The 24973-nt window shown below is 46.9% G+C and carries 24 protein-coding genes; 11 read left to right on the forward strand and 13 right to left on the reverse strand.

Annotated features, from left to right (window positions below):
- Nucleotides 1–140 precede the first annotated feature (140 nt).
- The 3 genes from EHO61_RS10895 to EHO61_RS10905 all read right to left on the reverse strand — a co-directional run bounded on the left by EHO61_RS10895 (nucleotide 141) and on the right by EHO61_RS10905 (nucleotide 3466).
- A complete protein-coding gene (locus EHO61_RS10895; RefSeq protein WP_135813616.1) occupies nucleotides 141–884 on the reverse strand; it encodes a PPK2 family polyphosphate kinase in 744 nt (247 codons plus the stop codon).
- Between the two features lie 53 nt (nucleotides 885–937).
- Nucleotides 938–1957 (reverse strand): DUF2804 domain-containing protein, encoded by a 1020-nt coding sequence (locus EHO61_RS10900; RefSeq protein ID WP_135813617.1) that lies wholly within the window; start codon nucleotides 1955–1957, stop codon nucleotides 938–940.
- A gap of 81 nt (nucleotides 1958–2038) precedes the next feature.
- Nucleotides 2039–3466, reverse strand: a complete 1428-nt coding sequence (locus tag EHO61_RS10905) for an aminotransferase-like domain-containing protein (RefSeq protein ID WP_135813618.1) — start codon at nucleotides 3464–3466, stop codon at nucleotides 2039–2041.
- Between the two features lie 60 nt (nucleotides 3467–3526).
- Between EHO61_RS10905 and EHO61_RS10910 the strand changes: the two genes are divergently transcribed.
- Nucleotides 3527–4768 carry an aminotransferase-like domain-containing protein gene (locus tag EHO61_RS10910; protein ID WP_135813619.1) on the forward strand — a complete coding sequence of 414 codons (1242 nt, stop codon included), beginning with the start codon at nucleotides 3527–3529 and terminating at the stop codon, nucleotides 4766–4768.
- Nucleotides 4769–4831: 63 nt separating this feature from the next.
- On the opposite strand, the gene EHO61_RS10915 is transcribed toward EHO61_RS10910, so the two are convergent.
- On the reverse strand, nucleotides 4832–5209 hold the full coding sequence (locus EHO61_RS10915) for a phasin-related domain-containing protein (protein ID WP_135813620.1): 378 nt from the start codon (nucleotides 5207–5209) through the stop codon (nucleotides 4832–4834).
- Between the two features lie 269 nt (nucleotides 5210–5478).
- Here EHO61_RS10915 and EHO61_RS10920 point away from each other — a divergent pair, with 269 nt between their 5' ends.
- Entirely contained in the window at nucleotides 5479–5670 is a 192-nt protein-coding gene (locus EHO61_RS10920) for a YgaP family membrane protein (protein ID WP_135813621.1), read from the forward strand.
- On the opposite strand, the gene EHO61_RS10925 is transcribed toward EHO61_RS10920, so the two are convergent.
- The 3 genes from EHO61_RS10925 to lepB all read right to left on the reverse strand — a co-directional run bounded on the left by EHO61_RS10925 (nucleotide 5642) and on the right by lepB (nucleotide 10059).
- A complete protein-coding gene (locus EHO61_RS10925) occupies nucleotides 5642–7525 on the reverse strand; it encodes a motility associated factor glycosyltransferase family protein (protein WP_135813622.1) in 1884 nt (627 codons plus the stop codon). The two genes, EHO61_RS10920 and EHO61_RS10925, sit on opposite strands and share 29 nt — an antisense overlap.
- Nucleotides 7522–9327, reverse strand: coding sequence for a penicillin-binding protein (locus EHO61_RS10930; RefSeq protein ID WP_167884857.1), 1806 nt, complete (start codon nucleotides 9325–9327; stop codon nucleotides 7522–7524). Before EHO61_RS10930 ends, EHO61_RS10925 begins: the two co-directional genes overlap by 4 nt.
- 138 nt (nucleotides 9328–9465) lie before the next feature.
- Nucleotides 9466–10059 (reverse strand): signal peptidase I, encoded by a 594-nt coding sequence (lepB, locus tag EHO61_RS10935; protein WP_135813624.1) that lies wholly within the window; start codon nucleotides 10057–10059, stop codon nucleotides 9466–9468.
- 132 nt (nucleotides 10060–10191) lie between these two features.
- Here lepB and EHO61_RS10940 point away from each other — a divergent pair, with 132 nt between their 5' ends.
- The 6 genes from EHO61_RS10940 (at nucleotide 10192) to EHO61_RS10965 (ending at nucleotide 15384) form a co-directional block, all read left to right on the forward strand.
- Nucleotides 10192–10731, forward strand: coding sequence for an LIMLP_15305 family protein (locus EHO61_RS10940; RefSeq protein WP_135813625.1), 540 nt, complete (start codon nucleotides 10192–10194; stop codon nucleotides 10729–10731).
- A 63-nt stretch (nucleotides 10732–10794) separates the two neighbouring features.
- Nucleotides 10795–11793 (forward strand): SPFH domain-containing protein, encoded by a 999-nt coding sequence (locus EHO61_RS10945; protein WP_135813626.1) that lies wholly within the window; start codon nucleotides 10795–10797, stop codon nucleotides 11791–11793.
- A 3-nt stretch (nucleotides 11794–11796) separates the two neighbouring features.
- Nucleotides 11797–13149 carry a threonine synthase gene (thrC, locus tag EHO61_RS10950; protein WP_135813627.1) on the forward strand — a complete coding sequence of 451 codons (1353 nt, stop codon included), beginning with the start codon at nucleotides 11797–11799 and terminating at the stop codon, nucleotides 13147–13149.
- Between the two features lie 99 nt (nucleotides 13150–13248).
- Complete coding sequence (locus EHO61_RS10955; RefSeq protein WP_135813628.1) at nucleotides 13249–13986, forward strand: hypothetical protein; 738 nt, start codon at nucleotides 13249–13251, stop codon at nucleotides 13984–13986.
- Nucleotides 13987–14020: 34 nt separating this feature from the next.
- Entirely contained in the window at nucleotides 14021–15115 is a 1095-nt protein-coding gene (locus EHO61_RS10960) for an LIC10486 family protein (RefSeq protein WP_135813629.1), read from the forward strand.
- An 89-nt stretch (nucleotides 15116–15204) separates the two neighbouring features.
- Entirely contained in the window at nucleotides 15205–15384 is a 180-nt protein-coding gene (locus EHO61_RS10965; protein ID WP_135813630.1) for a YegP family protein, read from the forward strand.
- A 302-nt stretch (nucleotides 15385–15686) separates the two neighbouring features.
- Here the strand turns inward: EHO61_RS10965 and EHO61_RS10970 are convergent, their stop codons facing one another.
- A complete protein-coding gene (locus EHO61_RS10970; RefSeq protein ID WP_135813631.1) occupies nucleotides 15687–18338 on the reverse strand; it encodes a leucine--tRNA ligase in 2652 nt (883 codons plus the stop codon).
- Nucleotides 18339–18405: 67 nt separating this feature from the next.
- Between EHO61_RS10970 and EHO61_RS17235 the strand changes: the two genes are divergently transcribed.
- On the forward strand, nucleotides 18406–18627 hold the full coding sequence (locus EHO61_RS17235) for a hypothetical protein (protein WP_167884851.1): 222 nt from the start codon (nucleotides 18406–18408) through the stop codon (nucleotides 18625–18627).
- On the opposite strand, the gene EHO61_RS10975 is transcribed toward EHO61_RS17235, so the two are convergent.
- Nucleotides 18579–18767 (reverse strand): hypothetical protein, encoded by a 189-nt coding sequence (locus EHO61_RS10975; RefSeq protein WP_135813632.1) that lies wholly within the window; start codon nucleotides 18765–18767, stop codon nucleotides 18579–18581. The genes EHO61_RS17235 and EHO61_RS10975 overlap by 49 nt on opposite strands.
- Before the next feature lie 304 nt (nucleotides 18768–19071).
- On the opposite strand from EHO61_RS10975, the gene EHO61_RS10980 reads away from it, so the two are divergent.
- On the forward strand, nucleotides 19072–19797 hold the full coding sequence (locus EHO61_RS10980) for an ABC transporter ATP-binding protein (RefSeq protein ID WP_135813633.1): 726 nt from the start codon (nucleotides 19072–19074) through the stop codon (nucleotides 19795–19797).
- The gene (locus EHO61_RS10985; RefSeq protein ID WP_135813634.1) at nucleotides 19794–22334 is read left to right on the forward strand and encodes an ABC transporter permease; all 2541 of its coding nucleotides are present in this window, start codon (nucleotides 19794–19796) and stop codon (nucleotides 22332–22334) included. Before EHO61_RS10980 ends, EHO61_RS10985 begins: the two co-directional genes overlap by 4 nt.
- An 86-nt stretch (nucleotides 22335–22420) precedes the next feature.
- Here the strand turns inward: EHO61_RS10985 and EHO61_RS10990 are convergent, their stop codons facing one another.
- The 4 genes from EHO61_RS10990 to EHO61_RS11005 form a co-directional block, all read right to left on the reverse strand.
- Complete coding sequence (locus EHO61_RS10990; protein WP_246032100.1) at nucleotides 22421–22762, reverse strand: hypothetical protein; 342 nt, start codon at nucleotides 22760–22762, stop codon at nucleotides 22421–22423.
- 55 nt (nucleotides 22763–22817) lie between these two features.
- On the reverse strand, nucleotides 22818–23345 hold the full coding sequence (locus EHO61_RS10995; RefSeq protein WP_135813635.1) for a DUF2721 domain-containing protein: 528 nt from the start codon (nucleotides 23343–23345) through the stop codon (nucleotides 22818–22820).
- Nucleotides 23346–23431: 86 nt separating this feature from the next.
- Entirely contained in the window at nucleotides 23432–23986 is a 555-nt protein-coding gene (locus tag EHO61_RS11000; RefSeq protein WP_135813636.1) for a YqgE/AlgH family protein, read from the reverse strand.
- 9 nt (nucleotides 23987–23995) lie between these two features.
- On the reverse strand, nucleotides 23996–24955 hold the full coding sequence (locus tag EHO61_RS11005; RefSeq protein ID WP_135813637.1) for a Gfo/Idh/MocA family protein: 960 nt from the start codon (nucleotides 24953–24955) through the stop codon (nucleotides 23996–23998).
- Nucleotides 24956–24973 lie beyond the last annotated feature (18 nt).

Below are 24973 nucleotides of genomic sequence, written 5' to 3' on the forward strand. Positions count from 1 at the left end.
TTTAGAACTCCTTAGATAGAATACTTTAGTGCATCGCACAAACCATTTATAATGCAGCGCACAATTTCGGTCAATCTTGAAATGAAAAAAAATCAAAGATTTCGATTTTTTTCGTTAGCCCTTGATTCGAATCAACCTTCTCAAGCAGGAAAAGGAGGATACTTTAGGTCCATTTTTTCCATCTCTTCCCGGAGAATTTTGGCGATTAGAAAATCTCTGTACCATTTTTTATCCGCAGGAACGACTCTCCAAGGAGAGACTTCGAAGGAATAATCCAATATTTCACTGTAAGCGTTTAGATGTTCCTCATACAAGGAGTGGGCGATCAAATCGCTAGGATCGAATTTCCATTTTTTTCTGGGATCTTCTAATCGTTTCTCAATCCGGGTCGATTGTTCTTCTTTGGAAATGTGCAAAAAGAATTTCAGAACGAGCGTGCTATTCTCTTCCGACAACAGTCTCTCGAATGCGGAAATCGTATCCAACCGATTTCGAATCCGTTTTTCACCGATGCTCTTTTTCACGAGAGGTACGACGATGTCTTCGTAATGAGAACGATTGAAAACCTGGATCATTCCTTTTGCGGGAACCGCCTTATGAATCCTCCAAAGGAAATCGTGGCTTTGCTCTTCTTCCGTCGGGACCTTCCATGCAGCGCAAGTGCATCCCAAAGGATTCAACACCGTAAAGAGGTTCTTAACGGTTCCATCCTTTCCGGAAGTGTCCATACCCTGTAGGATAATTAGGATCGCCTTTTCCTTGGAGGCGAATAAACGGGTTTGCAGTTCCGCGATTCTATCCAAGTGTTCGAGTCTTTCTTCTTCCGCTTTTTCCTTTTTTATATCCCCGGGCGGATCGGTGGAAATCCGTTTTAAATCGACCATTCGCTTATACTACCTTTTCGAAATATGCTGTCAAATCCGACTTCCGAAACGGATTACCATCTTGCACGATGGTCTTCCGCCCAACCTAATCCGCCTTCGATCAAAAATTCGTTTTTTCCCACCCGAAGTACCCCTTCGAATTCCCCGACCATCTGATGTACAGTAGAGGAGATGAGCCCCAAGTTTGAGGCAGCTTTTCTATGTAAGGACGGCCTTAGCGTCAATTCCACTGCCTTGCTATCTTTGGTATAGATCCGCCAAGGAGACCGGTGATCCTGGCGATCAAATTCGAAAACGACATCCGAAGGAACCTTATAAATACGACCGTTGATCAAAAGAGCGTTTTCCGTAGTTCCGGTTCCATCCGTCCAACCTGCCCCCAGATTGACTCCGTAAACTTCCTTTTTATTCGGGCGATAAGACATCGACGCCCAATTCCATTTCGTAGAATACGGCCAGACACCGCGGCCGAAGTCGAGGACGGCAAAAGAGTTATCGTTTTCGAATTCATAACTTTTATCGCCGATCTTTACACTCCCTTCCACGCCGAGCCCGAAAAGTTTATGCGTGTATTGGAATCGATTCCTACTCCATGGGACGACCACGTTCAAAGTCTCCCAATTTTGAGGAACACCCACTTTCAATTCCGCACGGATATACTTTCGATTTTCCTTATGAAAATCGATAAAGATTCTGTAACTACCGTAGTCGTCGACGGAAAAAGAGAATTTACCGTTTTCACCCTGAAACAAGGCCGTGTTGGAAACCGTCTGTCCGAGAGAACAACCGCTACCGAAAGGAGTGATCACTGTATTCTCTTCGAACTCTCCCGTTTTTCTATCCCACCAATAACAGAAAACCACTCCGGCGTAATCCAAATCGGAAACGGTAAAGGACACGAGCAAATCCTGATCGTAAAAACACCAATAATTCCACTTTTTCTTTCTGAGAAGATGTCGGCTCAAATTACACCGGTGTAGAGGAATTTTGGACCAACCGACCGCATTTAGATTCAACTTCCCTCGGGATTCGCACAGGACGGATTGCTGATGGATTTCAGTTTCGAGATTCATACTTCCGCCCAGACAATAATTCGAGGAGTGAAATGGCCTCAATTCTTTTTAATAACGATCGTTAAATCCGATCCGCATCATTCAGATCTCTCCGGCAATCCTACCTAGGGTGCGGATTGCGGAGGAGACGCTGGGCCCGAAGGGAATTCCGGCATTGATCCTAAAGTTCCTTTGGTATTTTCCGGAAAGCGAAAACAGATTTCCGGGAACCAGACTGATCCGCTTTTTAACGGCGCGGGTACGAAGTTCCCGAGAATCCTTGCCTTCGGGGAGCTCCACCCATAGCAAAAACCCGCCTTTAGGAACGGAAAGCGTCGTCCCTTTCGGAAAACAATCCAAAAGAGCGTCCGTATAAGAGATTACGGAATTTCCGATATTGCGTTTCAAATTCCGGATATGTCTTTCGTACCCTAAGGACCCCAGAAAATTCGCGGCGGCAAGTTGAGGCAAACTAGGTAAGGCGATGGATTCCGCGATCCTCCTTTGCACCGCTTTGTGAATGAGTTCCGGATCGCCGATCAACCAGCCGATCCGTAATCCGGGACTGACCGTCTTGGAAAGGGAAGAAACCTGAATCACGAATTCTCGGGTTCCATCCAAGGAAAGAAGCGAAGGCGGTCTCGGGCCGGGAGAATGCGATAACTCTCCATAAATATCGTCCTCTAGTATCCTTACGCCGTATTTAACGGAAAGACGAAGCAATTCCTTTTTGGATTCCGCCGACATAAGGCTTCCGGTCGGATTCGAAAAAGTGGGAACCGTGATGAGCAATTTCGGTTTGGACGTTTTCAACACGTATTCGTAGGATTTCAAATCCATTCCTGAAGCGGGATCGGTCGGGATCTCCACCGCCTTTAATTTTAAGATACTTAATATTTGATATAAAACGAAATGTAAAGGGGACTCTACGGCGACCTCGTCCCCCGCCTTCGTCAAAAGGGATAGGCATACGAACGCCGCTTCCGAGCAACCGACCGTGACAAATACCTGTTCCGGGGAGATCCTCCTTTCCTTAACGGACGCTTGGTTCGAAATTTTCCGCCTGAGTTCCGGGTGTCCCTGAACGTCGGAGTATTTATGTAAAAAGGGATCCCGCATTGCGCTTCGATAGCAACGCTCCAAAGACGCCAAGGGCAAAAACCGATCGTCCGGAACGGCGGCGCCGAAGGAAATGAATGCCGGGTCGGCCAATTCCGCCAGGAGAGAGCCTACTTCCTCGGGAACGGACGGATTTGAAATCCGGACGGGCTTATCCACTTTGAACTTCGAAGGATTCTCCGCGCGCGGAAGGATAAAGTAACCGGAACGTTCCCGCCCCCGGATATAACCTTGTTCCTGAAGAATTCCGAAGGCTTCGACGGCTGTCGATAAATTGCATTGTTCCGAAAGGCAGATCCGACGAAGAGAAGGCAATTTCGTTCCGGGAGGAAACTCTCCCGATTTTATCCTTTCTATCAAAGATCTAGCGATTCGGGAATATTTAGTCTCCCAAGAATCTGTATTGGTCATAAAATCGATTTCTGTATCTGTATGGTTCCCTCCTTTCATTATATAAATCGGATATATCCTATGGGCAAGACATTTATCCGACCCGCCTACGCTCCGCCTGAGATGGATCGCGTTTCGATCCGAGTATCCCGAACTCCGAAGTCGGTGGTCCGGGATATTTTGAAAGTCGTCGATTCTCCCGAGATACTTTCTTTCGCCGGAGGATTACCGGACGATTCCCTTTTTCCCATCCATGAATTTGCGGAGAGCTTTGCTCGGGCGACAAAGGAAAAAGGACCGAAGTTATTTCAATACACGGACACGCAAGGACACCCGGAACTAAGAGCCTGGATCGCAAAGACATACTACACTAACGTCTCTCCCGAACAAATCCTGATAACGAGCGGTTCCCAACAGGCCTTGGATCTTTTGGCCCGGTATTTCATCGATGAAGGCGATCGGATCCTGATCGAAAATCCGAGTTATCTAGGCGCGATCCAATCCTTCTCTTCCTACGGACCCGAATTTTTAGGAATAAAATGCTCGTCCTTAGAATCGAATCGCGACGAATGGGAAAATACGATCCGACGGAAAAGCCCTAAGTTTTTCTATTGCATTCCCGATTTTCAGAACCCTTCCGGATTTTCTTATCCTCTCTTCCTCCGACAAGACCTGGCGGATTTTTTCGCACGACTTCGGATTCCGATCATCGAAGATATCGCTTACAGGGATCTATACTTTACCGACTCTGTCCCGCCTTCCGTTCACGACTTCTGTCCCGAAAACTCGTTCTCCATCGGAACTTTTTCCAAGACACTTTCTCCAGGACTCAGAGTAGGATGGATCAAGGTCCCGAAGAGGAGTATGAGGGATCTCGTCGTTCAAAAACAATCCATGGACCTACACTCTCCGACGATAAACCAGGAGATCGTGTTCCGCTTTTTGGAATCCGGCAAGTTCGGATCCCACATGGAAAATCTCAGAAAACAATACTTTCAAAAAGCGCGATATACCTGCGACCGGTTGTCGGAAGTGTTCGGAGACGAGGTCCGTTTTCGGGAGCCCAAAGGAGGACTATTCCTGTGGCTGGAATTTTCCGAGGATTTGGACTCGAATTCCCTTTTTCGACGCGGTTTAAACGAGGGGGTCGCGATCGTTCCGGGGGAATCGTTTTATGTGTCGGAACCGATCAAGGGAAAAGCCAGATGGAATTTTTCCAGAGCGACGGAACAGGAGACGAAAGAAGGAGTAAGAAGATTATTCCGCGCCTGGCAATTTCTAAACTCGGATCGGAAATCGAGTCGGGAGACAGGCGGAGAATAAGGAGAGAAAAATTCTCGGCGGGAAAAATTTCCCGCCGATCCGGGAGGGTCAAACGGCTATATCTTATGCGGTTTTCTTAGCCGGAATTCCGTTTTTCACGGTTTCCGTTACTTCGCTAAGTTTTGCTTTGATAGCTTCTACTTGTTCTTGGGGAACGAGTTTTTTGGCCTCTTCTACAAGTTGGTTGTACCTTTCGAGAACCTTAACTCGGACGTCTTCGTAGCTTTTTCCAGCTGCTGTCGTCAATTCCTTAGCTTCATTAAGGAATTTGTCGACGAACTCGCGAACACGAACGGAAGACTCGGAATTGTCTGCTGCACCTTTAGCTGCCAAATCTTGGAAACTTTTGGTGAATTCTGCTTTCGCTTTTTCCAGTCCTTCTTGTCCGGTTTTAACGATACCGAGACCTGCGTTAAGGATATCTAGAATTTGTTTTTCCATTTTTATCTCTCCTGGTCACATTGTTGTGCAATGCACAATCCATCTTTAATGCGGCGCACAATTTCGGTCAACCGAAAAAAGAAAATTTTTAAACTCACGGTTCGACCTCCAAAAACGGAATGTGACGTCGTTATGGCAGCTTTCCCTGGAAATAGGAACCGATTTTGCCCGAAATAGGGTGGGAAGTTAGGAGTCCGTGATAATTGTCAGCGTTCTAAAAACAAGAGATTGTGTTAGGATATCTTAGAAATAGGAGGAATCCGGAATTGATGGCGATAAATGAAGGTAGATTGGATCGTTTTCTCAGAGTTCTTGTAGGAGTGGTTGCGATCGGTTGGGGGATCTATTCCCAAAATTGGTTAGGCGCATTCGGGATCCTGCCCCTTACGACCGGTTTAGTCGGATGGTGCCCCGCTTACGCTTTATTCGGCTTCAGCACTTGTGCGCGCTCTGAATCCTAAGGACCGATCTTTTTAGTAAACGAATGTTCATGTCGGTCGCAGTGCGAAGACCTTCGTACAATAGAACGCTTTTCTTTGCGACCGCGAGCTGTTCGTTCTTTTTTTCCTCGAGGGTTAGTTCCGTTTCATAACCCTCGGTAATGGAAAGAATCGTTCTTTGGAGACTGGCACCCAAAAATTCCGTCAGACCTTTCTTGGAAGCCACTCTCTCGTCTATTCCGTCTATTTCGCGTAACGCTTTTCGGATCCCTTCCCTATCCTTAGCGCCGTCGGAAATCAAAGTATAAATTTTTCGGGAGAGATTCTCCCCGGACCGGACGTCCTTGGAAAATTCGATCAATTCCTTTAAAATCCCTCGCAAGTCGGAAATGATTTCGGTATGGATCTGCATCGGGGTTGATTTCCGAATCCCTCTGATTTTTTCCCGGATCCGATCGATGAAAGATTCTTCCGGAGGATTTTGCAAAAACCAGTCCGAAAATTCCACAAAAGGAATGCCTTCCAAACGAGCTCCGTTTTTCCCAAGGTTTCTCCAGGGAATGTTTTTTTTTCTTTCTTCGAACCATTTCTTAAAAATCAGTAATTTCGCATTCGTACGAAGAGTTTCACCGGTTTCGGATTCCACCCATCTTGCAGGCAGCGCCGTCATCTGCTTATGATTGTGTTTTTCTCTCCGAAATTTTCTGCTCTCCAAGAAGTTCAGCCTTTCCTCCAAAACGGCCCCCTTACAATGAGCAAGAGTATGAGGAAAGGAAAGATCCTGGCCTACGAGCAGAATTGACCTGGCCCCCATTTTCTCGGCGAGACTACAGGCGTTCGTGGAAACGGATCCGCCGAAATCCAGGGATCCGATTCCTTCGAGGACACGGCTTTCGATCAACTTGATCCAGGGAAAAGGCGAAGAGGTAAAAAAACCTCCTCTCTCCGAGATTCCCATTCTAAGGGAATGATAAGTGGTCGTCGGATCGAATACGATCGAAGCTTGGCCTTGGTATCCCTCCAAGTATTTCGAATTCAACGGTTGAGGATCCACGCTAAAAACCAGATCAGGATCGATCCCGGCTTTCTGAAGAACCGCCAACGCCGTATCGACCGCGATCAAAACGAACCTTTTCCTATGCTCTCTTAAGGAATCCAGCGCTTCAGAGAGCGTAGGACCGGCGCCGCATACAACTATATCTATCCTGGAATCGCATATTTCAAAAATAGAATGAATCGGATGTAAATCCAAAATCTCGGGAAGATTCCGTAAAAAATTTCCGGTCCAAATCTTTTCGAACCGAGTCAAGGTTGCGGTGTTTACGTCCTTCTTATGAAAGAACGTTTCCGCCAAAAAACGGGGCTCCTGATAATCCTCCGGCTTCCATTGTAGACTCCCTCTGTGCGGAATAAAACTGATCGGAAGACCGGAGATTCCTTTAAAGCAGTCGTAAAAAGAAGTCTCGTCAAAGGGGGTTAAAAGGATACGGAGGCGACGATTTGCCAACGCTTCGGAAAAATCCCGCAAGGAGAAGGCCCGTTTTAGAATTCCGGGGAAAGGCTCCATCCAGACGCATACGATCTTTTCGAATTCTAACGCATGCAGGATCGAATATCCGAGACCGGATCCGAAAAAAAGGAAGACCCGATCTTCGTCCCCCTTCTTCAAGGAAGCCAATTGTCGTACTGCTTCGGTATACGGTTCTCGGGCGCTATGCAGGATCGTCGAGTCGATCCGAAGACTAGGATGTCCCGATCCGGTCGGAATCGGTTCGCCCATAGATTCGGAAGAAAGGATCCGATCCGCAATCCTCGGATCCAGAACTCTAAGAGCGTTCAGGTTTCGATCCAGTAAATCGGAATCGATCTCCTTCATTGAAAGAACACGTCCACCCGTTTTCCGCCGAGTTGACTTCCGGGAGCAGGCTCTTGCTCGTAACAAAATCCGCTTCCGTGAAGCTTATAGGGAATTCCGGAAGGAGAAAGCAGCTCGATCACTTCGCGTTTGCTTTTTCCGGACAAATCGGGAACTCGATCCGATTTCAAAATCGAGGGCTTGCGGTCCAACTTGGGAAGCCGAATGTCCACGGTCCTTTCCCCCTGTTCGATGATCGGAATGATATTCTCCACTACTTCCTTGAATACGGGAGCGGCCAGCCCGCCTCCCGTATGACTGGACCCTTTCGGTTCATCAAAAAGAATCAATCCGACAATCCTAGGTTTCTCTGCCGGAAAAAAACCCAAAAATGAAGCGGACCAAAGTCCGTCCTGATACCCCCGTCCTGATACCGCTTTTTGACCGGTTCCGGTCTTTCCCGCAATGGAATATTCCTGTATGTAAGCGTTCTTCCCGGTTCCCTCTCTTACCACCCGAGTCATGGCCTTCAAGAGCCTCTCTGTGGAATATTCTCTGATCCCTACCGGAGCCTCTTCGGATTTATACTCATGGAGCACCTCTCCGTAAACGTCAGTAACATGGGAGACCACACGGGGAGTAACGAATCTTCCGCCGTTCACTACGGAGGCGGCGGAGGCCACCAATTGGATCGGAGTTACCGAGATCCCCTGCCCTATCGCCAGAAACATAGGAGTGGTGGGGGTCCATTTATTCAGGCTAGGAAGATAGCCGACGGATTCGTTCGGTAATAGTCCGGTTTTTTCGGCAAAGCGAAATCGTTTCATATATTCGTAAAGAACTTCGTTAGGAATCCGAGAGGCCGCTTTTATGATTCCCGCATTGCAGGAATACTGTAGAATCTCCTCTAAGTTGACTTTCCCGTGCACTTGGGTGCACTTAATGCGGGTCTTTCCGTATTCCACATATCCCGGACAATCGAATTTTTCGTTAGGACGAATTAAATTTTCGTTAAGAAGAACGCTCGCCAAAAAGATTTTCATCGTGGAACCGGGTTCGTAAACGTGACGCAATGCCCAATTGGTATGCGAAATCTCCTCGAAGGCCGCGTAACGGTTCGGGTCGAAAGAAGGAAAACTCGCCATCGCCAGAATTCTCCCAGTATGCAGCTCCATCAAGAGTCCGACAGCGCGTTTTGCACCCGTCTCTTCGAATCTCTTTCCGAGGGCTTTTTCCAATTTGAATTGGATCAATCCGTCCAGAGTCAGATGGAGGTTGGCGCCGTGAGTCGGATCTGATTCGGTCGGAGTCATCAACTCCCGATTGTAATAATATTCCAATCCGGAAAGGGCTTTATCGTCGTCCATTCCGGTAAATCCGACCAAGCTAGCCGCGAGACTTCCATGAGGGTACACCCGTTTGTATTCCCTTTCTCTGCGCACTCCGGGTAAGGCCATCTCCATGATACGGCTCGCGGTGGCGTCGTCGATCTCCCGCTTTAAAAGAAAATACCGACTTTTCTCCCGAATCAGGCCCTCGATCCTTTCCGGAGAAATATCTAAATAAGGGGAAAGTTGCATGGCGGTGAAATTCGGGTCGTAGATATTCGCCGGGTAGATTCCGATCGTGGATGAATCTACGGAAAGCGCCAATTCGATTCCGCGCCGATCGTAAACTGCGCCGCGCAAAACCCTTTCCCCGTTTTTGAACGCGATTTCCTTGTCGTTAAAGAATACGAGGTATCCTACCCGACCCGCAAGAATCGCAAAAAGCGAACAAAGGAAATAAAAAAGAAAGGAGAATCTCTTACGATCGGGAAGCATAACGATATTACAAATTATCCGGGAGTCGCGATTTCGATCGTGAACCGCCTGACCGAGCGACCCGCAACGGAACTTTCCCTTTCAAGATCGGCAGGTACGATAAAATCCCAAAGACGATTGTGTCCCAAGACGACACTTTTAGATTCTCGCCAAAACCTTCCCTCTGAGTTTATAAAACGGAATCAGTCCGTAGTTTCGCGAGTCTGTGGAAAATTCCCGGTTGTCCCCCAGTACCAAAAAATATCCCGGAGGAATCCTTCCCGAATCTCCGATTCCGACATTCCCGGCAACGCTTACCACGGGAACGACCGAAAGAGAGGGCGCTTGGGTCTTAAAGCCCGGCTTAATAAAGGGTTCCTCCAGAGAAGAATCGTTGATATGGATCCGTCCTTCCGAGAACCGGAAAAAATCTCCGGGCAATCCGACCACCCTCTTCAAACTTAGCTCCGCGCCGACTCCATCCAAGACCAAAACGTCGAATCTGTCTATTTTCGAATCCACAAGGGACCAAGTCCAAGGCCCTACCCTTGCCGGAAATCCCCATTTTTTTACCAACACCAAGTCTCCGTCCTGAAAACTAGGCATCATGGAATTTCCGGTGATAAAATAGAATTGGATCACGAAAATTCTGAGATACAGTACGGAGGCGATCGCTAAAAGAACGGGAAGCGCCTTTTTTATCCAAAGCAATAGAGTGAATCGAAATGCGCCGACACTGGTTAAAAATGGCATGCTTTTCCACACCCGTTCCCGACGAGTTTCTTTTCCATTAGACTCGAATCCGTTTTCCGCACAACGTCAAAATCGGAGTTTCGAAGCGAATTCTACTTGCCCGAGCCCTTTTTCCGATACAATATATTCGTCATGTCAGATAACAACGTCGTTCAAAGTTACATCGACCGCTATCGTACGGAAAGGGGAAAAATGAAGGCCTTCCTCTCGAAGTTTCCTTTTTACGGCGATATCATAAAAAACGAGGAATATTATAACGCGGATCGCCTCGTTAGAGAGGAACTCTCGAGAAAAATCGGTTCCTTAAAGGAACCGATCCGAAGAATCGAAGAAGGTTTCGTAAATGATCGGAGGATGGATCTTATCGGTTCCACCGAGATTCTGCTTTCCCTGATCGAAAGATTAAAAAACGAAATTACCGGCGCCGGATACGGTCTAACTAGCCTGGGCACCGGGTTCAAACCGGGAGAAAACGAATTAACCCAACTATCGGAATGGGATTATTCCTTATTGAAGCATTCCGAAGAACTCGGGGAAAAAGCGATTTCGAACGGTGTAAAATCCTCCGATTCCGTCGAATCCGTCCGGAATTGGGTAAGCGACTTTCGAAGCGAATTAGATCGTTTCGCGGAAGCGCTGAGAGCCAGACGAAACGTGTTTCTCAAGAAATAATTTCATAGTTTTTTCGTTTGCACTGAAGTACGCGGACGGGTAACATCTTTATAAGGAGCGATTATGGCATTAATAGACGTCATCAAATACGAGGGGAATCCCGGAGAAGTCGTTTGGAAATTTCCCAGAAACGACATCAGCACTTTCGGACAATTGGTCGTAAACGAAAGCCAGGAGGCCGTGTTTTTCAAGGAAGGAAAGGCCCTGGACGTATTCGGTCCCGGAACTCATACTTTAAAAACCGGAAACGTTCCGATTCTGGAGAAACTCGTCAACCTACCCTTCGGAGGACAGACTCCTTTTACCGCCGAAGTCGTGTACGTTAACAAAGCCTTGATTCAGTTGAAATGGGGAACTCCGACTCCGATCCAGGTGGAAGATCCCAAATATATGATCACGCTGGGAGTAAGAGCATTCGGAACTTATAATATTAAGGTAACGGATTCAAAATCCTTCGCGATCACCGTAGTCGGGTCCAAAGGAGCCTACAATCAGGACCAAGTCGATAACCTTTTCAAACCGATGATCGTCACCCGTTTGAGCGACTTTTTGGCCGAAGTAGTTCTGAAAAGCGGAGAACCGATCACTAGACTCAGCCAGCACTTGGAGGAATCCTCTTCCGCCGGAAAAACGAAAATCCAACCCGATTTTGCGAAATACGGAGTCGAGGTCGTGGACTTTTTCGTACAGTCCATCAATTTCGATCAAAACGATCCGAATTTCCAAAAAATCCAGAAGGTACTTACCGACAAGTTCGAGATCGAAACTCTGGGCGGAATGTACCAACAAAAAAGGATGCTGGACATCGGAGAAACCGCTGCCGGAAATCCCGGAGGTAACGCGGGGGAAGGAATGTCCGCCGGAATGGGATTGGGTATGGGAATGAATATGGCGAACATGATGGCCAATATGATGGGACAACAGAACCAGAACAATGCCGCCGCGAACGGACAAAACGACGCGACGACAAGGTTGGCAAAATTGAAGAACATGTTGGACCAAGGCCTCATTACCCAGGAAGAATTTGATGCCAAAAAAAAGGACATTCTAAACTCTATCTAAAGTATGAGTTCCACGCTTACGCGATATAAGGCCGAATTTCGATGCATTAACGAGTCCTGCGCTTCCGTATACGACCTGAACGAAGTCGTATACGAATGCAAAAAATGCGGAAGTCTGCTCGAAGTTTCCCACGATCTGGATGCCTTACGCGAAAAAAGCGGCCAGGAGTGGAAAGACCTATTCGATTCCAGATTCCGTTCCGTCAAATTCCCCAACACTTCCGGGATTTGGAATAAAAGGGAATGGGTCCTCCCTCATGCGGAGAACTCGGAAATCGTAAGCTCGGGAGAAGGACTTTCCCACCTTTTTTCCTCGGATCGATTCGCAAAAGACCTGGAGCTGGGCGGACTCTGGATCAAGCAATGCGGAATCTCTCACACCGGATCGTTCAAGGATCTAGGCATGACCGTCCTTCTGACTCAAGTACGACACATGTTGAACCGAGGAGTTCCGATCCGAGCGGTAGCATGTGCGAGTTCCGGAGACACTTCCGCAGCGCTCGCGTCCTACGCGGCTAAGGCGGGCATCCCTGCGATCATTTTTCTTCCCGCCGGAAAAGTTTCCCAAGCGCAACTGATACAACCCGTCTCCAACGGAGCAAAGGTTATTGCCTTGGAAACCGACTTTGACGGTTGTATGAAGATCGTGAAGGAAGTCACGAAGGAGGCCGGAATTTATCTTGCCAACTCCATGAACAGCCTGCGGATCGAAGGACAAAAAACGATAGCCCCGGAAATCCTACAGCAACTGGAGTGGGAAGTTCCCGATTGGATCATCATCCCGGGTGGAAACCTCGGAAATGTCTCCGCATTAGGAGCCGGTTTTGAAATGGCCGAAAAATTAGGTCTGATCCGTAAGCGTCCTCGAATCGTTTTGGCACAGGCGGAAAACGCGAATCCCTTGTATCTCTCCTACTTAAAAAACTTCCATGAATTTGCGGCAATGGACGCAAAGCCGACTTTGGCCTCTGCGATACAGATCGGAAATCCGGTTTCGGTTCAAAAAGCGATCAAAACCTTAAAGTCGTTTAACGGAATCGTAGAACAGGCCAGCGAAGAGGAATTATCCGATGCCGCTGCCCGCGCAGATCTTTACGGTCTGTACAACGATCCTCACACGGGAGTGGCACTTGCCGTCTTATACAAACTCTTGGCGAAAGGGACGATACAGAAGGGCGAAAAAGTAGTCGTTGTTTCCACCGCTCATGGGTTAAAATTCACGGAATTTAAACTCAAATTTCATGAGGGGAAAATCTCCGGTACCGATCCGAAATTAGCGAACCAAATCCGCTCTTGCCGCCCCGAAACCGGGCCGGTGATGGATGAGATCGCGAAATTCCTACAGGGAAAGAGCTAAAATTTCCTGATTTTTGGGTTTTTTATCCTGATTTTTTTCGTAGGAAAGCCTCGTTTTTTTCTCGAAAACGTGGACCGGTAAATATAATCGATAATCCGAATGAATGAAGGAATCGAGGAGTTTTCCCAGGAATTCCTATTCGAAATAGAAACAGCCGTTAAAAAAGAAGAGCCAGTCTCTATAATTACGTATGTCCTGAGTAGTAACGGCGAATCCAAGCTCAAACACCTGATACATACCGTCCTGGCCAAATACGGAAGGGAAGATTTAATCGAACTTCTTTTCACGTCCGCAAAGGAACTGATCGTCAATGCGACAAAGGCCGCCATTAAGCGGGTGTTATTCCGAGAATTGGGTTTGGACATAAACGATTCCAGCCAATACGACCAGGGGATGACTTCGTTTAAAGAAAATCTGGTAAGTCGTAAGTTTCCGTATTACCGCCGTAAAATGAAGGAAAACGGACTTTTCGTAAAAGTAACTCTAAGTTTCAACAAGGACAGAATCATCCTCTTAGTTCAGAACAATTTTAATCTTGCGAGCCGCGAGGAAAAAAGGATCAGAGAGAAGTTCATACACTCTAAAGAATTTGACAATCTCTTCGAGTACTATATGAAGTACGGAGATACGACGGAAGGAGCCGGGATGGGCATCACCATGGTGGAAATTCTGGTAGCCCAAAGTGGCTATGACCGGCATCTGTTTACCATCTACAGCCGCCGATCCGAGAACCGCACTGTGGCTCGAGTGGAGATTCCCTTGGCGGAAGATTACATACCGAGAAGACATCGTTATCAAAAATGGTTGCAAGAAAAATCAAGGAGCTTCATCGAATAGAAGCTCCGATAATCGCGCTTGGAACTGAGGAATAATGGAAAAGAACCCGCAAACCAGTAAACTCCAGGAACAGGCAAACCTAATGAACCTGGCTTTCGAATCCGTCCTCACGGAGGAACAGGCGATCGAACTCATTCAGGGCAAATTAAAAGATGCTTATCTTTTAAAGCTTCGGATCGATGTGGAAAATCGAGCCGGAGTCGTTATCAGCTTGGTATCCAGATTCAAGCACGAGATCATAGAACTCTATTCCCTATTCTCCAATTCCTCTCTGATCCGAAAAATCAGGACCTTCGAAGATTTCGGCCAAATCACACACGATATGGCGGAGGCCGCTCGGGAAGAAGCGGCGGATGCGGGCCTGTCCGAACAAGTCGGTCGAATTATGCACTCCAAGCTGAATAAACAGATTTTGGAAAATTACTACCCGATGTGGGACCGGAATGATACCGGAGCTCTGGTGAATATGCTGGAAAATCAGATCAAGGCCGGCTTGAAAATCAACACGGTCCGAGTGCAGGCGGATGTGGAGTTCGTTTCCAGCGTTCGAAACCGAGGTAAGACGATTTTTGCGGGAGTTCTTTCTCCGATCGTCAAACCGAAGGAAGAAGGAGAAGCGGGAGATCTGTCGGCGGTACAGGTTGATCCGGAAAAAGCTGCGGTCCAACGTCAGATAGAAGCCATTTCCAAAGGATTCGGGCGCATCGTTCCGGCAAAGACTATCCTTTCTCCGGTCAACGGAATCGACTTCGACGATCTGATAGAAGGGGACAAGGTTCTTTTTCAATTGCCGAACTCTTCTCCGGAAGAAAAGGCATTGGCCAAAACACTAGGAGCCGTCGATCAGAACGGAAATGCCAAACCGATCGTCGGTTCTTTTTTGACCATCGCATCCGGTAAAAACGAATATCATATTTTTGCAAAGGGTCCTGCCGGAGTACTGTTGCAAGCTTTCGAGGAAAGCCCTGTACGCTTGGCCCGCCCCAAAAGCGCTACCGCAGGTGCAAATCCGAGACCTCCCGGAATGTCGGGTGGAAGAGCGCAGGAAAGTGGGAACACTCTGAACTATTTCATTCTAATCGGAGTCGTTCTTTTAGCAGGGATGCTCGCTTTCATTCTGCTGAAATAAAAACCCCGAAATCGGAAATCGATTTTTAGCCTTGACAAAGCTTTTTGCCGAACTTACAAAAATAAATTATTGATTAAAGAGAGAAAAATATGGCGGCGAAATTCGAAGTTTATACGGATAAAGGCGGTAAATTCCGCTTTCGATTAAAGGCGGGAAACGGCGAAATTATCGCCGCTAGCGAAGCTTACGAATCCAAGCAAGCTTGCCTTCATGGCATCGAATCGGTAAAAAGTAACGCGCCGATCGCTCAGGTCGTGGAAGTAAGCTAACACCTTCGGATATTTTAGAAAGTCTCGAAGGACTCCCCACCCTACTCTGGGTGGGGGCCGGTGTGGTGGTACCCCGCCGTCCCGACTTTTGCCAAATACCAGATTTTTTCGATTTTGGAAATCTATTTTTTTGGTAAAAAGTCCGCAGGAGCTCCTGCAAGAAATCCATTCGCTTTTATTAGATTTCCTTCAAATACAAAGTCGAACCTCTTTTCCGCTCTCTACTTAGAGTCCGGAAATATGCGATGACCCTTAAGTTCCGGAAGAGGTTAAGGATACGCTTAGTCCGGCATCCCCCGAGTTTACGCCACGACCAAATTTACGAGTTTTCCAGGTACGTAAATTTCCTTACGAACTTGCTTTCCTTCCATAAACGGTTTTATCTTATCCAGGGATTTCGCCAAAGCAAGTGCTTCCTCTTGACCAATCTCCTTAGGGGCTTTAAAATCTGCTCTCAACTTTCCGTTTACCTGAACTACGATTAACACTTCGTCATCGATTAGAAATTCCGGATCCGCAACGGGAAAATTCTCGTAGGTAAGTGAATCTTTCCTTCCGCAAAGAGCCCATAATTCTTCGGAGATATGGGGAGCAAAAGGGGCAAGCAAAAGCAAAAACGGTTCCAAAATCCTACGAGGCCGTCTTTCCGAAGGAGTGAATTCGTTTACGAAAATCATCAACTGCGAGATGGCCGTATTGAAGGAGAAATTCTGTATATCCTCGTCTACTTTACGAATGGTCTTATGGAGGATCCGTAACTCTTCATTGTTAGGTTCGAACTCGTCCAATCGGAAGGACTCTTCCGTGCCCGAATGATACAGTCTCCAGACCCGATTCAGAAATCTGAACACCCCGTCGACCCCTCTGGTACTCCAAGGCTTAACCATTTCGAACGGGCCCATAAACATTTCGAACAGTCTCAAACTATCGGCGCCGTAATTCTGGACCACTTCGTCCGGATTCACGACGTTACCTAAGGATTTGGACATCTTTCTCTTATCCTCTCCGAGAATCAGTCCTTGATGCACCAATTTCTTAAACGGTTCGGGGGTCGTCACGTATCCTAGATCGAAGAGTACCTTATGCCAAAATCTGGAATACAAAAGATGGAGAACTGCATGTTCCGCTCCTCCTACGTAAAGATCCACTGGCATCCAAGCTTTTTCCAGTTCGGAGTCCACGAAATGATCCGGATTATTCGGATCTATGTAGCGAAGATAGTACCAGCAAGAACCGGCCCATTGAGGCATGGTGTTGGTTTCCCGAATTCCCACCTCACCTGTGTTAGGATCCTTATATTGTAACCAATCTCCCGCCAGAGCCAAGGGGGATTCCCCGGTTCCGGACGGTTTAAATTCCGCTAAATTCGGAAGTTCTAATGGAAGTTCGGAATCCGGAATCGCCCTCGTCACTCCGGAAGGATAATGAACTAGAGGAATGGGTTCTCCCCAATAGCGTTGTCTGGCAAAAAGCCAATCCCTTAATTTGAATTGGGTTTTTCTCTTCCCGATTCCTTTCCGCTCCGCCCATTCGGAGGTTTTGTCGAATGCCTTTCCATAAGAGAGACCGTTGATATCCAATTCAGCGGAAGAGGAATGAATGCATTTCGATTCTTTGGAATCGAAAGCTCCTTGGGAAAAATCGCCTTCGATTACCGGAAGGATTTCCAAACCGAACTCTTTTGCGAATTCGTAGTCTCTTGAATCGTGTGCAGGGACGGCCATGATGGCTCCCGTTCCGTAACCGTAGAGAACGTAATCCCCGATCCAAATTTGGATTTTTTTGGAAGGATCCGCAGGATTCAGAACATAGGCTCCGGTAAAGACGCCGGACTTTTCTTTGGAAAGTTCCGTTCTGTCCAGATCGCTCTTTAAGGCGGTGGACTTCCTATATTCCTGAACCTTTACCTTTCGCTCCGAGGAAGTCAACAAGTCGACCAACGGATGTTCCGGAGCCAGAACCATATAAGTAACTCCGAATATAGTATCAGGTCTAGTCGTATATACCCGGATTCCCCCGTAATTCAGATCTTTTTGGGAGAAAGTTTCGGAATCTAACTGCGATTTAGCGACATTTACCCGTTCGTTCGTAGCCGGATCGAAAGGGAAAGTGATCTCCAAACCTTCGCTCTTTCCGATCCAGTTCTTTTGCATCTCTAGCGTGGATTGGGGCCAAGAGACCAGACTTAAATCCTCTAAAAGTCTATCCGCATACGCCGTGATTCTCATCATGTACTGGCGCATCGGCTTTCGGATCACTTCGTATCCCTTTTCGACCCATTCCTCGACTTCTTCATTGGCCAAAACAGTACCTAGTCCCGGACACCAATTTACGGGAATTTCCGCCTGGTATACCAATCGGAATCCGGAAAGAACCTGCTCTTTTTCCACCTCAGAATACTGATTCCAGTCGGAGCTACTAAACGGGCCCAAATCGTCGAATCCTGCGGATCCTTGGGTTTCCAGCCTTTGCACCAATTCGGAAATCGGTCGGGCCTTTTTTGCATCAAAATCGTACCAAGAATCGAAAAGTTTCAGAAAAATCCACTGGGTAAACTTGTAGTATCTAGGATCGGTTGTGGAAAGTTCCCGGTCCCAATCGTAAGACAGGCCTATAAACTTGATCTGTCTTCTGAAATTGTCTATATTCTGCTGGGTAGTTTGAGCGGGATGAATTCCCGTCTGCATGGCGTACCTTTCGGCGGGAAGCCCAAAGGCATCCCATCCCATAGGATGCAGGACTTCGAATCCTTTCATTCTTTTGAATCTGGAAACGATGTCTGTGGCCGTATATCCTTCCGGGTGCCCCACGTGCAAACCTGCACCAGAGGGATAAGGAAACATGTCTAAACAGTAAAACTTCGGTTTAGAAGAGCGAAGGTTTGTCTGGAAGGAACGGTTTTTCTCCCAATACGTTTGCCATTTCGATTCGATTTCCCGGAACGGATAGTCCATACCGAGAGAATTTTTCCCTAGGTCCAGAATCCAATTCTTTTTTGAGAATCACTTGTGCGAGATTGCGATGGAAAGCTTGGAATTCGAAGCCGATCTTTCCTTCATTCTTTGGAAAATAGGAACCGAAAGAATCGAAACAGGTCAAAAACGAGGAAAGCCGGGAAAAACCGGCTTTTTATCATTCCAAATCAGCATGAGGAGGCTGGAGAAAAAGAAAGAGAACGTTCCGAGCGAATCGTTTTATTTGCGTACTGAATCGATCACTTTGATCAGTCTGCGAAAAGTTTGATTCAAGCAGTCGCGACAAAGATCGTATTGAAAGAGATGCGCCGTTGTACGACCGCAGCCTTTGCACGATAGCTTCCTGTCATGAGCTCGATTAACTTCCGCATCCTGTTCGTTCAAATCCGTCACTGTAGATAATTGCATTTTGCTCCCAGAAATTTCCATCGAGGTTCTTTTTATTTACGGAGTGTCAATAAGTCTGAGATCGGCTTCTCGTTTCTGAACCGACTCTCCGAAGGTCGAGAGTTACTTTATAAATTCGGCCGATTCTAGAGTCAAAAAAAATTAGGAAGAACGATCGTGAAAATGCCCGTAAATTTTTCGAAAAAAAATTCCATGCCACGCAAAGACTGGAATGGTTTTTCAAGTGAAAGTTTTTTTGCTCTGAAATAAATTTCCGATCAAGTGCCGAGTTTAGGTCAGTCAAAGTTTGAGGAAGGTGCCGCATTTGTTATCGATATCACAACTGAACAAATCTTATACGGTTGCAGGAGAAGAATTTCGCGTTTTGAAAGACGTGGAATTCGAAGTTAAAGAAGGGGAATTCGTCGCTATCGTCGGTCCTTCCGGTTCGGGTAAGTCCACGTTACTTGCGATTTCCGCAGGATTGGATAAGGCTGACAGTGGAAAGGTGATCTTGGACGGAATTTCCCTGCTTGAAAAAAAAGAAGACGAGCTTGCGAAGTTGAGAGGAGAGAAATTAGGCTTCGTTTTTCAGAATTTCCAACTGATTAAAACCCTGAACGCGCTGGAAAACGTATCCCTTCCACTTGCTTTGACAACAAACCTTCCGGAAAAGGAAATCAGAGAGAGAGCAAGGCTCTGGCTGGCAAAAGTCGGCATGGAACATAGAAGCTCCAATTTTCCCAGCCAGCTTTCCGGCGGAGAAGAGCAGAGAGTCGCGATCGCAAGGTCCTTCATTCATGAGCCGAAACTTCTGTTTGCGGACGAACCGACTGCGAATTTGGACCGGGCTAACGGGAATCGCATCATGTCTTTATTAAAAGAACTGAATCAAACACGGAAATCCACTCTGTTGGTGGTGACCCACGATCCGCAAGTCGCTTCTTTGGCCGACCGTGTTCTGGAAATGAAAGACGGTTCTATCCTAAATAACGGAAAAAAGGCTCCGTCATCCAAGTCCAAGAAAGTTCCTCCCAGGAGAAAGAAATGAATCGAAATTTCTTTTTCCGAGTTATGTTGAGGGAGATCGGCTCGCGAAAGTCCTCCTCTCTGCAAGTGATTTTAGCCGTCGCTATCGGAACAGGGGCCGTACTTTCCGTTCACTCCTACAGGGAACAACTCTCCAAAACCATACTAAACGAAGCCAAAAACATCATGGGAGCGGATCTGGTAGCCACTTCCAGTTCGCCTTTTTCCCCCCAACAGAAGTCCTTCTTAAGGCAGGAATTGCCTAAAGGGACAAAATTCTCCGAGTTGGTCCAATTCCCTTCCATGCTGAGAAATCCGCATACCCAGGATTCCACTCTTTCCTTGGTAAAGGCGGTAAAAGGAGAATATCCGTATTTCGGAGAAGTAGTAACGGATCCGCCTGGAGCTTACAGAAGCCTGGCTCTAGGTGAGGTTCTTTTAGAAGAAAGCTTAATCAAGAATCTCAAATTAAAAATCGGAGACCAAGTCAGGTTGGGAGAAGCCTCCTTTCGACTAAAGGGAAAGGTTCTGAAAGAGCCCGGTCTCGCCGGAAATTTCCTCTCCATGGCTCCAAGTTGCATCCTTCATAGGGATTCCCTGGAGAAAACAGGATTAGAACAAAGAGGATCTAGAATCAGCTACCAAAGTCCGATCCTATTGCCCAAATCCGAGGAAGCATCCGCTCTTAAAAAAAAGAAGTTCAAGGAATTCGCGAAGAACGATCTGCTCCTGTACGAAAGTACGGAGGCCAATTCCGGATCCCAAAAATTCCTGGCGAATACTTTGGATTTCTTCTCCTTATTGGCTCTTTGCGCTTTCTTTTTAGGGGGGATATCCATACTTCTATCGAGCCGAGCGGGAATCAGAAGTAAGGCGAATTCCGTCTCCATCTACAAGTGCCTAGGCGCCTCCCCGAATCTTGTTGTTTCCCTGGTGCTCGGCGAATTGCTCTTACTCTCCACGATCGGGGCCGTCTTAGGCTTCGGAGTGGGCATATTCGTTCAATACAAAATTCCTAATATAGTGGCCAGTGATTTTCCCTTTCAACCGGAATTGCTTCCGAGTCCGAAAACGGCGCTTTGGGGATTCTTTTTAGCGTGGGTTGTTCCACTGGCTTCCGCTTGGGATTCTCTTGCCAAAACCCGTTCCTTGAGTCCTCTCTATGCGTTGCGTTCCGATTTTGCGGAGGAGCTTCGGCCTTTACCCAAGTTCGACCTTAGACAGATCCTGTCTTTCGGGACAGTCTACCTACTTTTTTTCGGTTTGGCTTGGTGGGAAACGGGAGATTGGCTCAAAGGAATTCTACTTTGTAGTCTGCTTTTGTTTTTGCCTGTCGTAATTTACTTCGGCACTTTGATCGTGAGAAAATTATTATCCTTCGTTTTAGCTAAATTCGATTTTACTCCCAGTATAAGGATGGCATTGCGAAAATTAGATAGGCCGCGGACAGGTCTGTCTTGGGTCGCCGTCGGACTGGGTTCCTCCCTATTCGTACTCCTACTCAGTTTGTTTATCGGAGATAGTCTACTCGAATACAGCGGAGCGAAGGATAAGGAAAGACGTCCCAATATGTTCGTTCTAGACATCCGGCCCGAACAATTGGATTTCTTTATGCAATCCGCGACGAGTCGTCAGGCTGAAAAACTGATTACGGCTCCAGTCATCGGAGCAAGATTAGTTCGGATCAACGGGGAACCGATCAAGAAAGAAGAAACGGAAGAATCCGCTCTGAGAAGAGATTGGAGGTCCACAGCGCGAACGAGAGAATACTTCCTGTCTTACCGTGATATGCCCTATCCGACGGAAAAGGTTTCGGACGGAGATTTCTGGAGGAAAGGAGAAGAGGATCAGATTTCCGTCGAAAAGGAATTTTCGAAAAATCTAAAGGTCGAATTGGGCGACAAACTTACGTTCTCCATAGGAGGAGTCGAAGTTTCCGGAATGGTCCGTAATTTCAGGACCGTGAATTGGTCCGATATGCGGCCGAATTTCGTGGTAATCTTTTCCCGAGGAATTTTGGAAAAGGCCCCGAAATTCTACCTGAGTTCTTTCAGACTGGAATCTCCGGAAGAAAGATATAACTTACAAAAAGAATTGTTAAACGAATTTCCGAATTTAACGGTAATAGATACGGAGAAAGCGGTCCGATCCTTTATAGGAATCCTGGAAAAGATCTCTTTCGCCATCAGATGGATGACCGGCCTAATCGTAATCTCCTCTCTTTTGCTGATCTTATCCTCTTTGGAATTGAGCAGAAAAGAACGCCTGGAGGAAACTTCCTTACTGCGAATCCTGGGAGGAACCAAGGAATTCCTTCGTAAATATTTCCTGGGGGAGGCTCTTGTACTTTCGCAGACAGCTTTTTTACTCGCGTTCGGATTGGTGTGGATCGCTTCCTATGTCCTTACGGATTTCGTCTTCGAAATTAGTGGAAGCGTTCCTTGGAAAGAAGCGACTTTCGCTTATCTATTCACTAACTTGGCGGTAGTTGCCATATATTTCTGGACTCTGAGCGGAGAGTGGGAAAGAAGTCCGACTTTGTATTTGAAAGAAATCTAATAAAGATAAATAGAGCGGATTTTTCCTGTAGGAGGTCCTACAGGGTTTCGTTAAAAAAAATAGATTTTCAAAATCGGAAAAATCTGCTATTTGGCAAAAGTCGAAACGGCAGGTACCACCGCACCGGCCCCCACCCAGAGTAGGGTGGGGGCTTCCTCATACCTTGATCTTTCCTTTCCGCCAAAAATAGACGCCGAGCATACTTTCGAATTGGACGCGGTCGGACATGAAGCCGTGCCGGTCACCCTACACCCTTTGTTTTCGCATCTTTTCCGACTATCAAAGGAGTCCATTCCCGAAAACCTACAGTAATCCCTACAAGAATCGGAACTTCCGATCGCGCACAAATAGCAACCGTCCGCAAACAGATCCGAACTCGTAAAAACTGAAAGGAATAGAGCAAGAGTGATCGATAACCTTAGGTTCAAAAGGAATGTCCTCACAGGGAGTATAAAACTAAATCTATTCCATTCCGGCGATTTGTCAAGTTTTGGACGAGAAACCTTGTTCCGGAATCTTTCCTCGTCTCTCATCCGCCTTTTCTTTCAAGAACTCCGCAAAATCGATTTGGCCGCTGATGAAACGAAGATTGTATCTGCTTTCGTACAAAAGAAGAACGCTGGCCAAGAACAAAAAAATTCCGCCGAGCAATGCCATCAAAGTTGGAATCCAAACAGCATCGGAGCGAAACGCGACCACAATTCCTAAACTTAAACTGGAAGTAACGAATAAGGAAGTGGCCATATAGAGAGAAGCCATGGATCTTTGGATCAATCCTGCTCTTTTTCGCTGTATGGTTAACTGACTCTTAAGATAAAGAAGCCGTTCCTCAGGATAGGAAATTTTTCCCTCAACAAGAGCTTCTATTTCGGACTTCAACAGATTGACTCGATCGAAAATCCTGCCCAATCGGTTTGCGGTGGAAAAAATCAGACTTGCACTTGCGGAAATCAGAACTGCAGGTGCGATCATGCCTGCGAGTATTTCCAAGCCGGGTAAAGAAGGGAACATTCCTCCGGAATCTTACGCAAATTCGGGCTTGTCCATCGGAATATTATAATATCCGCTTTTTCTGCGGACGTAAACAGAGGTCGATCCTAGTTCAGCAGCGGATCTTTGGTGTGTTCCACGAAATATTTGTACAACCCGCCCTTACTTTTCAGAGCTTCTTGCCAGGTCGTTTCCGGATCCGCGGTAAAAATCCATTCCGGTTTAGGATCGTGAACCACCCAGGATTTTCTCTCCATCTCTCCCTCGAGCTGACCGGCTCCCCAACCTGAGTATCCTTGGTATACGTTAAACCTTGTCTTCGTAGGAGATTCCAATAACTCGACCAACGCTTCGAAACTTCTGGCAAGAAATACTCCCGGGATTACTTCCACTCCCGGTTGCTTCAACTTGGGATTATCGTGCAGAATGGAAACAAAAGTAGGATCCACCGGACCGCCTGAGTAAAGGGGCAAAGAACCGTCCATTCCTTCCGGAATCCCTTGGATGACGTCGCTCAACGAAACTTCCATTTTCTTATTCAGAACCAGCCCGAAAGCGCCTGCCTGGTCTTGTTCCACTAATAATATGACCGTACGATTGAAATAATCCGTCACTATGGAGGAATTGGAAATCAGAACTTTGCCGCCGAAATTGTTTTCCATATCTCTGGTTTAATTATTATGAATCTCTTCTAAAATCCGGTACGCGATTTCTAAAGTCTGAATGTCGGACTGCCCGTAAACGATCGGATCCGTTTCCTTTCGAATACATTTTACGAAATGTTCCTGTTCTTGTTTGAGAGGATTGTCCTTGTGTACGAAGATCTTTTCGACGATCGATTCCTGACGATACTTAATCTCGCCCGTCCTAAGCAGGATATCGGAAGTGGCTTGTCTATGAAGCTCTATTTCCTGGTCCGAGAAATCCAAAGTGATATAAACATCCTGTTGGGAAACGTTCAAAGTACGGATTTTGGATTGGGTGCAACGGCTCGCGGAAATGTTCGCGATCGTACCGTTTTCGAAATGCAGAACCACGGAAGCTATATCTTCGTGCTCGGAAACTACCTTGGCGCCCACGGCATTGAGGTGTTTCACGGGAGACTTAACCAGATTCAAAACGATGTCGATATCGTGTATCATCATATCCAGCACCACCCCTACGTCCTTGATTCTAGGGTTGAAGGGAGCGAGTCTTCTAGATTCGACCAAGAGGGGTTGGACCGCGATTTTTCCCAGTTCCAATACCGCTCCGTTAAAACGTTCCACATGACCCACCAAAAGGACTCGGTCGTTCTTTAAGGATAATTCGACGAGTTCTTTTGCCTGTTCCAACGTCTCCGCGATCGGCTTTTCAACGAGTACGTGTTTTCCGGCAAGAAGCGCCTTCTTCGCAATTTCGTGGTGTAGAAAGGTGGGAACCGCAACGATAACGGCTTCCACTTTTTGCATCAGATCTTCTAAGGAGGAAAAGGCCGAAGTTTTGTGTTTTTCGGCCATTTGCTTTGCCCGTTCTCCGTCTGCGTCGTAAATTCCGACCAGCTCGGCGTCGCTTAATGTTTTTGCTACGTTTACGTGATACTGACCCATGTGACCGGTGCCGATCACACCGATTTTGACTCTATCAGTCATGAATGTTCCTTTTACTTA

It is taken from the genome of Leptospira fluminis, from assembly GCF_004771275.1.
Classification (GTDB): Bacteria; Spirochaetota; Leptospiria; order Leptospirales; family Leptospiraceae; genus Leptospira_B; species Leptospira_B fluminis.